Origin of the sequence: Novosphingobium album (ex Liu et al. 2023), from assembly GCF_029076845.1 — a bacterium.
Taxonomy (GTDB): domain Bacteria; phylum Pseudomonadota; class Alphaproteobacteria; order Sphingomonadales; family Sphingomonadaceae; genus Novosphingobium.
The window spans coordinates 192,035-203,564 of record NZ_JARESE010000001.1 but is presented as its reverse complement, the minus strand read 5'-3'; the positions used below and the strand labels follow the sequence as shown (position 1 = coordinate 203,564).

The window sequence follows — 11,530 nt, the reverse complement described above, 5'->3', positions numbered from 1 at the left end:
GGCGCCCCGCGAGGCTGACGGAGGGGGGGTTCCCCGCTGGCGGTGATACCCCTCCGCCACCGCTGCGCCCCCCTCCCCCTACAGGGGAAGGATATGGCGGGGTCGGTGGTCGGCCTCAGCCGCAGTTGAAGTGATGGACGATCTTGCGATCGAGCGGTTCCTTGAAGCGCGCGGCGCTGTGGCCGTTGTCGCGCGGGATCGCGGTCGCTTCGAAGGGCCCCACGGCACCGATCCACAGCGCGCAGTCGCCAAGCACGGGCGTGCCGGAATCCGGGAACAGGTCGCATCCCGTATCGTCCAGATCCGATATCGTAACCGCGGCTCTCGAATGAGCGCCGATACACTCGCCATAAATGGCCATCTGAAGTCCGTTCCGCGCCGGTTCCGGCAATCACTGTCTCGCGTCAAGGGCCTGAAAGCTTGCGCCCCAGAGCCCTGAGGGGCCGCCGCCACTCTCCCAAATCCTATAAACGCCATAGATTATATAACGGTTGCACGCGAGATACGTTTTAATGACAAGTGATGAATAATCGCTGGGGATTTGGCTTGAAGCGCGCTTTCTGGCGCATGGCGCCGCCGATCCCGCCCATACGAAATGCGTTCTTCCACGCATTTCTGCATCGGCTCATCCCGGTGAGAGCCAGGCCCATCACGCGACTTTTTCCTTGCTGTACAGCGCGTTGACGAAATCCTCGCGCCAGCGCGCGACGTTCTCCTCGCGCACCGATTTGAGCAGGGCCTTGTGGCGGCGCTTGCGCTCGGCCAGCGGCATGGCCAGCGCGCGCTTGATCGCCTCGCTCACGTCCTCGGCGCTGTGCGGATTGACCAGCAGGGCATCGGCCATTTGCAGCGCCGCGCCCGCGAACTGCGACAGGATCAGCACGCCCGGGTTGTCGGGGTCTTGCGCCGCGACATATTCCTTGGCGACCAGGTTCATCCCGTCGCGCAAGGGGGTGACGATGCCGATGTCGGCGGCGCGATAGAACCCGGCCAGTTCGTCGCGCGGATAGCCCCGGTTGACATAGCGGATCGGCACCCAGGCGACATCGGCGTGGGCGCCGTTGATGTGCCCCGCCTTGCGCTCCAGATCGTGGCGGATCTGCTGGTAACTGGCGACCAGCTCGCGCGAGGGGGGCGCGATCTGCAGCAGCACCACGTCCTTGGCCATCTCGGGATTGTCGGTGAGGAAGCGGCCGAAGGAATCGAACCGTTCGCCCAGCCCCTTGGAATAATCGAGCCGGTCCACCCCGATCAGCATCTTGCGATCGCCCGCGCTGGCCCGCAGCCGGTCATGCGCCTCCCGGGCGGCGGCGCTTTGCGCCCCTTCGACGAATTCGTCGAAATCGATGCCGATGGGGAACGCCTGCGCCTGCACGTTGCGGCCTTCGTAGTCGATCGAGCCGTCCGGGTTGATCGTCAGGCCCAGCTCCTTCTCGATATAGTGGAGGAAGCTTTCCAGCCATTCGTGCGTCTGGAAGCCGATCAGATCGTATTGCAGCATGGATGTGACCAGCTGCTCGTGGTTGGGCAGCGAGACGAGCAGGCGGGCCGGCGGCCACGGCGTGTGCAGGAACAGGCCGATCCGGTTCGTCACGCCCTTGGCGCGCAGCAGCGAGCCGAGCGGCAGCAAGTGGTAATCGTGCACCCAGACCAGATCGTCCGGCTCGATCAGCGGCAGCACGCTGTCGGCGAAGCGATTGTTCACCCGCTGATACCCCTCGCCGAAGCTGCGATCGTATTCGGTCAGGTCGATGCGGTAGTGGAACAGCGGCCAGAGCGTGCGGTTGGCATAGCCGTTGTAGTATTCGTCGATGTCCTGGGGCTCCAGGTCGATCGTCGCGGTGGTGACGTCGTCGTTGCGCTGCATGTCGAGGTGGCCGGTGAATTCCTCGGTCTCCTGCCCGGACCAGCCGAACCAGATGCCGCGATGCTCGCGCAAGGCGGCGTTGAGCGCGACGGCAAGGCCGCCCTGGGCCCCGGCCGCGCCTTGGGAATTGGGCACCGAGACCCGGTTCGAAACGACAATCAGCCTGCTCATTGTACTCCCCCTCAGCGCCAGTCCCCCCAGGATCGCGAGAGCAATCCGGCGCAGTTGATGATACCAACCAGCGAATAGGTCTGCGGAAAGTTCCCCCACAGCTCGCCGGTTTCGAAGTCCATGTCCTCGGACAACAGGCCCGAGCGCGTGCGGTGGGCCAGCATCGCCTCGAACAGCGCCTTGGCCTCTTCGTCGCGGCCATCGAGGTGCAGCGCTTCGATCAGCCAGAACGTGCAGATGTTGAACGCGGTCTCGGGCAGGCCGAAATCGTCCTCGCTGGCATAGCGCAGCATGTGCTCGCCCCGGCGCAGGGTCTTTTCCACGGCCTTGAGCGTCGCCTGGAAGCGCGGATCGGCGGCATGGACATAGCGCAGCTCGACCAGTTGCAGCAGGCTGGCGTCAAGCTCTTGCCCGCCGAAGCTGGCGGCATAATGGCCGCCCTCGGCGAACCAGGCCTGCTGGTCGATATGCGCGCGGATCGCGTCGGCGCGCGTGCGCCAGAGCGCCTCGCGATCGTTGAGGCCAAGCAGTTCGGCCGCGTTCGCCAGCCGGTCGCAGGCGGCCCAGCTCATCACGCTGGAATAAGTATGGACGGCGGTGCGGGTGCGCAGTTCCCACAGGCCGGCATCGGGCTGGTCGTGCAGCTGCCACGCCATCTCGCCGACTTTTTCCAGGCTGGTGAAATCCTCCGCATTGGCCATGCGCAGCAGGCGATGGTCGGAAAAGGCCTGGATGTTGGGGATGATGATCTGGCCATAGCAGTCGTTCTGCAGCTGGTAATAGGCGGCATTGCCGATGCGCACCGGCCCCATGCCGCGATAGCCGGGCAGGCATTCGGCTTCCCATTCGATGATCTCGCGCGCGCCGCTGACCGAATAGAGCGGCTGGATCACCCCGGCGTGGGCATCGTCGACCAGGTTGCGCAGGTAGGCGAGGTACTTTTCCAGCACGTCGAGCGCGCCCAGCCGGTTGAGCGCCTGCACCGTGTAATAGGCATCGCGAATCCAGCAGTAGCGATAGTCCCAGTTGCGCCGCGAGTTCGGCGCCTCGGGGATCGAGGTGGTGAGCGCGGCGACGATCGCGCCGGTCTCCTCATGCTGGCACAGCTTCAGCGTGATCGCCGCGCGGATCACCGCCTGCTGCCAGTCGAGCGGAGTGGCCAGGCCCCGCACCCACAGCCGCCAATAGGCCTCGGTCTGCTGCAGCATGGCTTCCACCTCGCGCCCGACATTGCCGACGAAGGGCTCGTCCGGGCCGAGGTAGAAATGCAGCGCGCTCTCGACGCGGAAATGCCGCTCGTCCAGCACGTAGCCGACCGGGGCGTCGGTAGTCAGCCGCAACGCATGGCGATCGTTGAGGTAGCGGATATGGTTGGTGCCGTGGGTGATCGGCGCCTGCGCGGCGCCATAGCCGTTCATCGGCGTCAACAGCACGCGCAGCCGGGGCGATCCCGCGACCGGGCGCACGATCCGCGCGAAGGCGACGGGGCGGAACATGCGGCCGAGGCGCTCGAAACGCGGGCAGAAGTCGAATATGTCGACCTTGCCGCCCAGTTCATCTTCCAGCCGCGTGCGCAGGATCGGCGTGTTGCGCAGGTATTCCTGCTCCACCTTGCACTGCCCTTCGAGCATGAAGCGCCAGGTGCCCAGCTCATGCCCGTCCTCGCCGCGCAGCAGCGCGCAGAAGGTGGGATCGCCATCGACGCGCGGCACGCAGCCCCAGACGATGCTGCCGGTCTCGTCGATCAGGCCGCTGACCTGGCAATTGCCGATCGGCCAGAGTTCGAGCGAGGTCATCGCGGCTCCTCCCCCAGCGCGGCGGCCAGCCAGGCGTGCGTCTCGCGCACGCCGTCGAGGCGCCAGCGCGCCGCCGTGTGCCGCATCGGCCCCACCAGGATGCCGCCGCCAGCGAGCCGGGCGACGGCGGCGAAGGCATCCTCGTCGGTCGTGTCGTCGCCGGCGAAGAGCGGGCGGGCGCCGGCAAAGCCGGGCAGGGCCATGTAGCGCGCGACGGCGCTGCCCTTGTCCGATCCGGGCATGATCAGTTCGGCCACCATCTTGCCGTGCTTCAGCGCCAGCCCTTCGGCTCGCGCCAGTTCGCGTGCTGCGGCGAGCACCGCGCTTTCGGCTTCGGGCCGGTCGCGGTAATGGATCGCGGCGCTGAACGGCTTTTGCTCCACCAGCAGGCCACCCAGTGCTGCGGCCACGGCGTGCAGGCGCGCGACCACGGCCGTGGGGACCGGTTCGGCCAGCGCGATCGCCGCGCGCGCGCCGGCTTCGCGGAATTCGCCGCCGTGCGATCCGGCCATGGCCACCGCGATCGGCCCGAGGGCGCGGTCCAGGCTCGCGAGCGAGCGGCCACTGACGATGGCGAGCCGGCCCTCCAGTCGGATGCGCAGGCTTTCGATCAGCGCGGGCAATCCGGGCGCCACCCTGACCGCGTCGGGGTGCGCGGCGATCTCCACCAGCGTGCCGTCGAAATCGAGGAACAGCGCATCGCCCGCCCCCGGCAGCGGCGGCGGAGCAAGGGGCGCGGGGACAAGGGGCGCGGGGACAAGGGGGTGTTCGGGGCCAGCCTTCATGCGGCACACAATGCACGGGATCGGCTCTGGTGCCCAAGCGCGATTGAATTGCAGGTGCATCCTGCCCTATCGCCGGGGATGGACAGCGCGTGCGGCCGGGCGGGCCAGCGCGGCGGGGAATCGCAAGGCACGTGGCTAGCTTCTATTTCACTCTTCTGGCGGTGCTGCTTTCGGGCATCGGCGCGCGCGATCAGGTCACGGTTGCCGGGCTGGTGCTGCGGCAGGGCGCGCGGCCTGGCGTGCTGGTGACGGGCGCGCTGGTCTGCATCGCCTCGGCAAGCTTCGCCGCATGGGCGGCCACTTACGTGATTCCGCTGCTCGGGCCGCAAGCCCGGCCGATCCTGGCGGCGATCGCGCTGGGCCTGGCGGGGCTCGAATCGATGATCCTCGCCCCGCGGGCCAGCCCGCGCGAGCCGACCCATTCGCTGGGCGCGCTGGCGCTGGTGCTGGCCGCGCACCAGTTCACCGACGCGGCGCGGTTCCTGGTGTTCGGCGTGGCGGTGGGTACCGGCGCGGCGATCCCGGCGGGCATGGCCGGGTCGATCGGCGGCATCGCGCTGGTCGCCGCCGGCTGGGCGTTGCCCGAGGTGGTGACGTCCAGAGGCGCGCGGATCGGGCGGCGCATCGTCGGGCTCGTCCTGCTGCTGGCCGCTCTTATCGTGCTGATGCGCGCAAGGGGGATGCTCTGATCGGAAAAACCGATCGCCAACCCCCTTCTCATCTGCGCCGTCCATCACGATACTGGGTTCAACTCAACGGAAAGGGACTCACCATGACCAGCAAAGACAACTCCACGGGTGCCTTGATCGACAGCCTCAATGGCCTGCTCGCCGATACGTTCGCGCTCTATGTGAAGACCAAGAATTTCCATTGGCATGTGCGCGGCCCGCAGTTCCACGATCTGCACTTGCTGTTCGACACCCAGGCCACCGAGATCTTCGCGCTGACCGACCTCCTCGCCGAACGCGTGCGCAAGCTGGGCGGCACGACGATGACGTCGATCGGCGCGATCGCCGCCAAGACCCAGATCGCCGACGAGGACGATACCTCGCTTGATGCCATGGCGATGGTGAAGCAGCTTCTGGCCGACAACCTTTCCTATGTCGCCAAGCTGCGCGAAGTGAAGGCCGCCGCCGGCGAGGCGGGCGACAACGCCACCGAGGGCGCGGTCGACGACTGGACCGATCAGGCCGAACAGCGCGCCTGGTTCCTGCGCGAAATCGCCGCCTGAGCCGATGATCCGCCATACCGCCCGTCGCGCCGCGCGCGCGGCGGGTTCGGCGCGGCGAAACAGGTGCAAGGCCCGGCGGCTGGTGATAGGCTGGCCACCATGGCCGAACCTGACATCATCGCCGATGCCGACGACGCGGCGATCGCCCGCTGGCTGGAACAGCGCATCGCTGCCGCGCTTGCCGCCGCCCCGGGCGAGATCGCGCTGACCGTGCCTGGCGGCTCAACGCCGTTTCCGATCCTGGCCCGGCTTGCCGAGGCGCCGCTCGACTGGTCGCGCATCGCGGTCTGGCCGGGCGATGACCGCCTGGTTCCCGAGGATCATCCGGCCAGCAACGTCGGCCGCATCCGTGAGCGGCTGGAGCCGGCGGGCGCCCGGATCGTGCCCCTGACGCCCGACGCGCGGCCGCCGCGTTTCGCGCTGGCCTGGCTGGGCATGGGCGCGGACGGACATATCGCCTCGCTGTTTCCCAATACCGATCCCCAGGTCGATGATCCGCTGCGCGTGCGCCGGATCACGCCCGATCCGCTGCCGCCCGAAGCGCCGTTCGACCGGGTGAGCCTGACCATGCCCGCGCTGCTCGACAGCGACGGGATCGTCTTCGTGATTCGCGGCGCGGACAAGCGCGCGCTGTTCGAACAGGCCGCGTCCGGCGGCAACGACTTGCCCGTGGCGCGGCTCCTGGCGGCGGCGGCACGGGTGACATGCTTCACCTGATTCCGCCGCCGCTGCACCGCGCGCTCTATCGCTTCGCTTTCCTGCTTCGCGCGGTCTATTGGCGGCTGCTGCGCCCGACGGTGGAGGGCTGCCGGATCGTCGCGCTCGATGGCGAGGGGCGCGTGCTGCTGATCCGCCAGTCCTACGGTACCTCGCAATGGCAGGCGCCCAGCGGCGGCATGGCGCGCGGCGAAGATCCGCTGGAAACCGCATCGCGCGAATTGTTCGAGGAAGCGGGTTGCACGCTCGAACGCGCGCGCGAGGTCGCCCGGCTGATCGAGCATCCGCACGGCGCGCACAATATCGTCCACGTCGTCGTCGGCCGCTGCGTCGGCACGCCGCGCCCGGATCATCGCGAGGTGTGCGAAGCCGGTTTCTTCGCGCTCGCCGCCTTGCCCGCCGATCTGGCGCCGCGCAGCGGGAAGGGCCTGCACGGCTGGGTGGCGGCGTGGCAGGAGCAGGAAGCCTGAGAGTCTGTTTGGAAATGCGCGGAAGATCGCATTTCAAGGCCGGTGCGGCCTTGCGCCGAATGGCGCATTTCCAAACAGGCTCTGAGCGGGCGGGCGCTGCATCCCGGCCTGGGCATCAACTCCTAAAACAGCGGAAGCTGGCCGTCGCGCTCCGGCGGCGCCGCGCGCTCCTCGCCTTCGAGCGCGGACAGCGTCAGGCCCATCAGCCGGATCGGCTGGGGCAGGGGCATCAGCTCGGCCAGCAGGGCGTGGCCGATGCGGGCGAACTCGTCCTTGCCGGCGATCCGCTGCGCCACCGACCGCGCGCGCGTGATCGTGCGGAAATCGGCGTAGCGCAGCTTGAGCGTCACCGTGCGGCCATGCGCCCCGGCGCGCTCGATCCGGTCCCACACCACGTCGACGATGTGGCCCATCGTCTCGCGCAAGGTCTCGGCATCCTCGATATCTTCGAAAAAGGTGCGTTCGCCGCCCACCGATTTGCGTGGGCGGTTGGCGCGCACTTGCCTGAGGTCGATGCCGCGCGCGGCGCGGAACAGGTATTCGGCGAAGCTGCCGAAGTGCTGGCGCAGGAAAGCGATATCCTTCGCGCGCAAGTCCGCGCCTGTCTCGATGCCCAGCCGCGCCATCTTCTCGGCGCCGCGCGGGCCGACGCCGTGGAAGCGCCGCACCGGCAGCGTCGCGACGAATTGCGCGCCTTCGCCGGGGCGGATCACGCACAGGCCGTCGGGCTTGTTCTGGTCGCTGGCCAGCTTGGCCAGGAACTTGTTGTAGGAAACCCCGGCGCTGGCGGTCAGCCCGGTTTCCTCGCGGATGCGGCGGCGGATCGCCTCGGCAATGCGCGTGGCCGAGCCGATGCCCCGAAGATCGGCGGTCACGTCAAGGTAGGCTTCGTCGAGCGAGAGCGGTTCGACATGCGGCGTGTAATCGCGAAAGATCGCCCGGATCGCGTCGGACACCTGCTTGTAGACCTCGAAGCGCGGCTTGCGGAAGATCAGTTCCGGGCACAGCCGCGCCGCCCGGCTGGAGGGCATGGCCGAGCGGACGCCGAAGGCGCGCGCCTCATAACTTGTCGCCGCGACCACGCCGCGTCCCGACGATCCGCCCACCGCCACCGGCTTGCCGCGCAGCGTCGGATCGTCGCGCTGTTCGACGCTGGCATAGAAGGCATCCATGTCGACATGGATGATCTTGCGGATGCCGGCGTTGTCTTCATCGGCATCGCCGGGATGGTCGTCGGGCGAAGACATGCGCGTGCCATAGCCCAGCGCGAGACGAAAAGCCGCATCGCGCGCGCGAAATGGCCCTAGCCACTGCCCCTGCTTTGCGTCATTAGGCCGCCAATGCACTCCCCCCAGCCCGAAACCGTGCGGTTCCCCATGCGGGAGATCGAGTTCGTCGGCCTGATGGCGGCGCTGCAGGCGCTGCAGGCGCTGGCGATCGACGTGATGCTGCCGGCGCTGGGGCACATCGCGCGCGATCTGGGGCAGGCCGATCCCAACCAGCGGCAATTGATCGTCGGTGTGTTTCTGCTGTGCAGCGGGCTGGGCTCGCTGTTCCCCGGCTCGATTTCCGATCGCTTCGGCCGCAAGCCGGTCGTCATGGTGTGCCTGGCGGCCTATTTCTGCATCTCGCTGGCTTGCGCGCTGGTCACCGATTTCGCCACGCTGCTGATCCTGCGCGGTTTCCTGGGCCTGTTTACCTCGGGCCTGATGGTGCTGCCGATGGCGGTGATTCGCGATCGCTATTCGGGCGATCGCATGGCGCGCACGCAATCGCTTGTCGCCATGGTGTTCATGGTGGTGCCGATGATCGCGCCGATGCTGGGGCAGGGGCTGCTGTTGTTCGCGAACTGGCGCTGGATCTTCGGGCTGATGGCCGGGCTGGCCGGGCTCGTCGCGTTCTGGGCCTGGATGCGCCTGCCCGAAACGCTGCATCCCGAATTCCGCCAGGGCATCGCGCCGCGCGCGATCCTGGGCAACATGCGCGCCGCGCTGCTGTGCCGCGCGGCGGCGGGCTATTTCCTGGGTGCCGCGCTCGTGCAGGGCGCGATGTTCGGCTACATCAATTCCGCGCAGCAGCTTATCGCCGAACATTTCGGCGCGGGCACGGCTTTCCCGGTGGTGTTCGGGGTGATGGCGCTGATCATGTCGGGCACCAACTTCATCAATTCGCGGATCGTCGAGCGGTTCGGCGCGCGGCGCGTTTCGCACACCGCGATGTTCGGCTTCATCCTCATCGCCACGATCCATTTCGCCATCGCGCTGAGGGGGGAGACGCTGTGGGTCTTCGCCCCGCTGATGACGGTGAGCTTCTGCCTGATGTCGTTCATCGGCGCCAATTTCCAGTCGATCGCGCTCCAGCCCTTCGCGCGCACCGCCGGGGCGGCGGCATCGGTGATGACTTTCGTGCGGATGGTGCTCGGCGCGGCGTTCGGCAGCCTGATCGGGCAGGCTTATGACGGCACCGCGCGCCCGCTGCTGGGCGCCATGGTCGCGGCCGGCATCGGCGCGCTGGGCTTCGTGCTCTTTTCGGAGCGGGGGCGGCTGTTCCGCCGGCTGAACTACCCGCCCGGTCTCAAGCCGGCGCGCTAGCCGCTGATTCGGCATGGCTGAATCAGAGCGGCACCGGCCCGGTGCCGCTCCGACGTCAGGGGATCAAACTCCACCGCCGGAATTCACCGTGGTCAGGTGGCGCGGCCGCCGCGGAACAGGTGGACCAGCCCGACGACGAGGGCGATGATCAGCAGCACGTGGATCAGCGCGCTCGATACGTGGAAGACGACGAAGCCGAAGACCCACAGCAGGATCAGGATGGCGGCGATGGCAAGCAGCATGGCGTTTCACTCCGTGGATGATGCGAAGGAAACGCTCGAGATCGCCGCAGGCTCCCTCGCCGTGCCGCCCGGCGCGGCCGGGCCGCGTCAGAGCCGGGCGAGGGCAGCCAGTTCGCGGCGGGAAGGGCTGGCCTTTGGCGTCGGTCGCGGTGCCCGCAGCGCCTGGGTGAAAGCGCGCGCCACGAAGCCCAGCTTGGCCATGCGCGAGGTGTGCACGCGCTGGTCCCAGGCGCGCGGGCCGCGCCGCTCCACCTCGCGCCCGATCGCGCCATAGATGTTCGCCGCCGCCAGCACCGCCCAGCGCTGGCGGAAGCCGAGCCGGGCCGCGCCGATCCGCGCCGAAGCCTCATAGCCACGCGCCAGCGCGCAGGCGCGCGCCACCAGCGGGGCAAGCGCCTCGCCGCTCGCGCCGCCGCCTGCGATATGCGCCGCGGCCAGCCAGTCGCCCGGCAGGTAGCAGCGCCCCGCCGCCGCGTCCTCGCGGATATCGCGCACGATGTTGGCAAGCTGGAACGCGATGCCAAGGTCACAGGCGCGGTCCAGCGTGTCGTCGTCGCTCGCGGCAACGTCCATCACCGCCGCCATCATCACGCCCACCGCGCCGGCGACGTGAAAGCAATAGCGCAGCATGTCCGCCTCGCCGCGCGGCCGCCAGTCCGCCGCGTCGAGCGCGAAGCCGGCGATCACGTCATCGGCCATGGCGCGGGTGATCGGGGTTTCGCGCGCCAGCAGGCCCAGCGCGTCGAAGGCCGGATCGCCGGTGGGCTCGCCCGCCAGCGCCAGCCCGGTCAGCGCGCGGATCGTCGCGAGGCGCGATGCCGCGTCGGCGGGCGGGCCCAGCGCATGGCCATGGTCCTGCGCGTCGGCCAGATCGTCGCAGGCGCGGCACCAGGCATAAAGCAGCCAGACCCGTTCGCGCGTCTCGCGGTCGAACAGGCGGCTGGCGGCGGCAAAGCTCTTCGATCCGCGCCGGATCGAGCCCCGCGCATGGGCGATCAGCGCGGCGCGGTCATAGTTCGGCAAGAAGCGGATGTCCCGGTGCCGGCGGCATCACAGCGTCCCCGGGTTCATCGCGATGATCGGGATGATCGGCTCATGCGCGCGCATCCGTTCGAGCAGCAGGTCCAGATCGTGCTCGGCCATGATGATGCCCTGGTGCGCCGGGCGGATGAAGCCCACTTCGGCCATGTGCCGGTTGAACGCCAGCAGCCCGTCGTAAAAGCCGAAGGCGTTGAGGATGCCGATCGGCTTGGCGTGATAGCCAAGCTGCGCCCAGCTGACCGCTTCCCACAGCTCGTCCATCGTGCCGACCCCGCCGGGTAGCACCAGAAAGCCATCCGAATAGCGAGTGAAGGCGGCCTTGCGCTCATGCATGTTGGCCACGATGTGCAAGTCCGTGCAATCGTAATTGGCCACTTCGCCGCGCACCAGCGCTTCGGGGATCACGCCGATCACTTCGCCGCCCGCCAGCAGCGCCGCGCCGGCCACCGCGCCCATCAGGCCAAGCCGCCCGCCGCCATAGACCACGCCGATGCCTTGCGCCGCCAGCGTGTTGCCCACTTGCCGGGCAAGCTCGATGTAGCGGGGATCGGCGGGCGTGGCCGAACCGCAATAGACCGCCAGCCGCTTCATGCCGGGGCCCTCGTCCGCGCGGGAAGAG

At 68.5% G+C, this 11,530-nt stretch carries 13 protein-coding genes; 5 read left to right on the top strand and 8 right to left on the bottom strand.

Annotated elements, in window-relative coordinates; genetic code table 11:
* Positions 1 to 115: 115 nt before the first annotated feature.
* The 4 genes from PYV00_RS00950 to otsB all read right to left on the bottom strand — a co-directional run bounded on the left by PYV00_RS00950 (position 116) and on the right by otsB (position 4,619).
* Positions 116 to 361 (bottom strand): hypothetical protein, encoded by a 246-nt coding sequence (locus PYV00_RS00950; RefSeq protein WP_275226365.1) that lies wholly within the window; start codon positions 359 to 361, stop codon positions 116 to 118.
* 288 nt (positions 362 to 649) lie between these two features.
* Positions 650 to 2,038: an alpha,alpha-trehalose-phosphate synthase (UDP-forming) gene (gene otsA / locus PYV00_RS00945; protein WP_275226364.1), complete on the bottom strand. Its 1,389-nt coding sequence runs from the start codon at positions 2,036 to 2,038 to the stop codon at positions 650 to 652.
* A gap of 11 nt (positions 2,039 to 2,049) precedes the next feature.
* Entirely contained in the window at positions 2,050 to 3,834 is a 1,785-nt protein-coding gene (locus tag PYV00_RS00940; protein WP_275226363.1) for a glycoside hydrolase family 15 protein, read from the bottom strand.
* Positions 3,831 to 4,619: a trehalose-phosphatase gene (gene otsB, locus PYV00_RS00935; RefSeq protein WP_275226362.1), complete on the bottom strand. Its 789-nt coding sequence runs from the start codon at positions 4,617 to 4,619 to the stop codon at positions 3,831 to 3,833. Before otsB ends, PYV00_RS00940 begins: the two co-directional genes overlap by 4 nt.
* Before the next feature lie 131 nt (positions 4,620 to 4,750).
* On the opposite strand from otsB, the gene PYV00_RS00930 reads away from it, so the two are divergent.
* The 4 genes from PYV00_RS00930 to PYV00_RS00915 all read left to right on the top strand — a co-directional run bounded on the left by PYV00_RS00930 (position 4,751) and on the right by PYV00_RS00915 (position 7,037).
* Positions 4,751 to 5,308 (top strand): hypothetical protein, encoded by a 558-nt coding sequence (locus PYV00_RS00930; RefSeq protein WP_275226360.1) that lies wholly within the window; start codon positions 4,751 to 4,753, stop codon positions 5,306 to 5,308.
* Between the two features lie 83 nt (positions 5,309 to 5,391).
* Positions 5,392 to 5,850, top strand: coding sequence for a Dps family protein (locus tag PYV00_RS00925; protein ID WP_275226359.1), 459 nt, complete (start codon positions 5,392 to 5,394; stop codon positions 5,848 to 5,850).
* A gap of 99 nt (positions 5,851 to 5,949) precedes the next feature.
* The gene (locus tag PYV00_RS00920; RefSeq protein WP_275226358.1) at positions 5,950 to 6,567 is read left to right on the top strand and encodes a 6-phosphogluconolactonase; all 618 of its coding nucleotides are present in this window, start codon (positions 5,950 to 5,952) and stop codon (positions 6,565 to 6,567) included.
* Positions 6,555 to 7,037: an NUDIX hydrolase gene (locus PYV00_RS00915; RefSeq protein ID WP_275226357.1), complete on the top strand. Its 483-nt coding sequence runs from the start codon at positions 6,555 to 6,557 to the stop codon at positions 7,035 to 7,037. The genes PYV00_RS00920 and PYV00_RS00915 overlap by 13 nt, the downstream gene beginning before the upstream one ends.
* Positions 7,038 to 7,159: 122 nt before the next feature.
* Here PYV00_RS00915 and dinB read toward each other — a convergent pair whose 3' ends face one another.
* Complete coding sequence (dinB, locus tag PYV00_RS00910) at positions 7,160 to 8,284, bottom strand: DNA polymerase IV (protein ID WP_275226356.1); 1,125 nt, start codon at positions 8,282 to 8,284, stop codon at positions 7,160 to 7,162.
* Between the two features lie 129 nt (positions 8,285 to 8,413).
* Between dinB and PYV00_RS00905 the strand changes: the two genes are divergently transcribed.
* Positions 8,414 to 9,628, top strand: a complete 1,215-nt coding sequence (locus tag PYV00_RS00905; RefSeq protein WP_275226355.1) for a multidrug effflux MFS transporter — start codon at positions 8,414 to 8,416, stop codon at positions 9,626 to 9,628.
* A gap of 92 nt (positions 9,629 to 9,720) precedes the next feature.
* Here PYV00_RS00905 and PYV00_RS00900 read toward each other — a convergent pair whose 3' ends face one another.
* The 3 genes from PYV00_RS00900 to PYV00_RS00890 form a co-directional block, all read right to left on the bottom strand.
* Positions 9,721 to 9,870, bottom strand: coding sequence for a lmo0937 family membrane protein (locus tag PYV00_RS00900; RefSeq protein ID WP_275226354.1), 150 nt, complete (start codon positions 9,868 to 9,870; stop codon positions 9,721 to 9,723).
* 87 nt (positions 9,871 to 9,957) lie between these two features.
* Positions 9,958 to 10,893 (bottom strand): phytoene/squalene synthase family protein, encoded by a 936-nt coding sequence (locus tag PYV00_RS00895; protein ID WP_275226352.1) that lies wholly within the window; start codon positions 10,891 to 10,893, stop codon positions 9,958 to 9,960.
* A 27-nt stretch (positions 10,894 to 10,920) separates the two neighbouring features.
* Positions 10,921 to 11,502, bottom strand: a complete 582-nt coding sequence (locus PYV00_RS00890; RefSeq protein WP_275226351.1) for a TIGR00730 family Rossman fold protein — start codon at positions 11,500 to 11,502, stop codon at positions 10,921 to 10,923.
* Positions 11,503 to 11,530: the final 28 nt, after the last annotated feature.

What these genes read in the sequence shown, in the direction of transcription:
- PYV00_RS00950 (WP_275226365.1), bottom strand. Translation starts at nt 361, where the DNA reads ATGGCCATTTATGGCGAGTGTATCGGCGCTCATTCGAGAGCCGCGGTT.
- otsA (WP_275226364.1), bottom strand. Translation starts at nt 2,038, where the DNA reads ATGAGCAGGCTGATTGTCGTTTCGAACCGGGTCTCGGTGCCCAATTCC.
- PYV00_RS00940 (WP_275226363.1), bottom strand. Translation starts at nt 3,834, where the DNA reads ATGACCTCGCTCGAACTCTGGCCGATCGGCAATTGCCAGGTCAGCGGC.
- otsB (WP_275226362.1), bottom strand. Translation starts at nt 4,619, where the DNA reads ATGAAGGCTGGCCCCGAACACCCCCTTGTCCCCGCGCCCCTTGTCCCC.
- PYV00_RS00925 (WP_275226359.1), top strand. Translation starts at nt 5,392, where the DNA reads ATGACCAGCAAAGACAACTCCACGGGTGCCTTGATCGACAGCCTCAAT.
- PYV00_RS00920 (WP_275226358.1), top strand. Translation starts at nt 5,950, where the DNA reads ATGGCCGAACCTGACATCATCGCCGATGCCGACGACGCGGCGATCGCC.
- PYV00_RS00915 (WP_275226357.1), top strand. Translation starts at nt 6,555, where the DNA reads ATGCTTCACCTGATTCCGCCGCCGCTGCACCGCGCGCTCTATCGCTTC.
- dinB (WP_275226356.1), bottom strand. Translation starts at nt 8,284, where the DNA reads ATGTCTTCGCCCGACGACCATCCCGGCGATGCCGATGAAGACAACGCC.
- PYV00_RS00905 (WP_275226355.1), top strand. Translation starts at nt 8,414, where the DNA reads ATGCGGGAGATCGAGTTCGTCGGCCTGATGGCGGCGCTGCAGGCGCTG.
- PYV00_RS00900 (WP_275226354.1), bottom strand. Translation starts at nt 9,870, where the DNA reads ATGCTGCTTGCCATCGCCGCCATCCTGATCCTGCTGTGGGTCTTCGGC.
- PYV00_RS00890 (WP_275226351.1), bottom strand. Translation starts at nt 11,502, where the DNA reads ATGAAGCGGCTGGCGGTCTATTGCGGTTCGGCCACGCCCGCCGATCCC.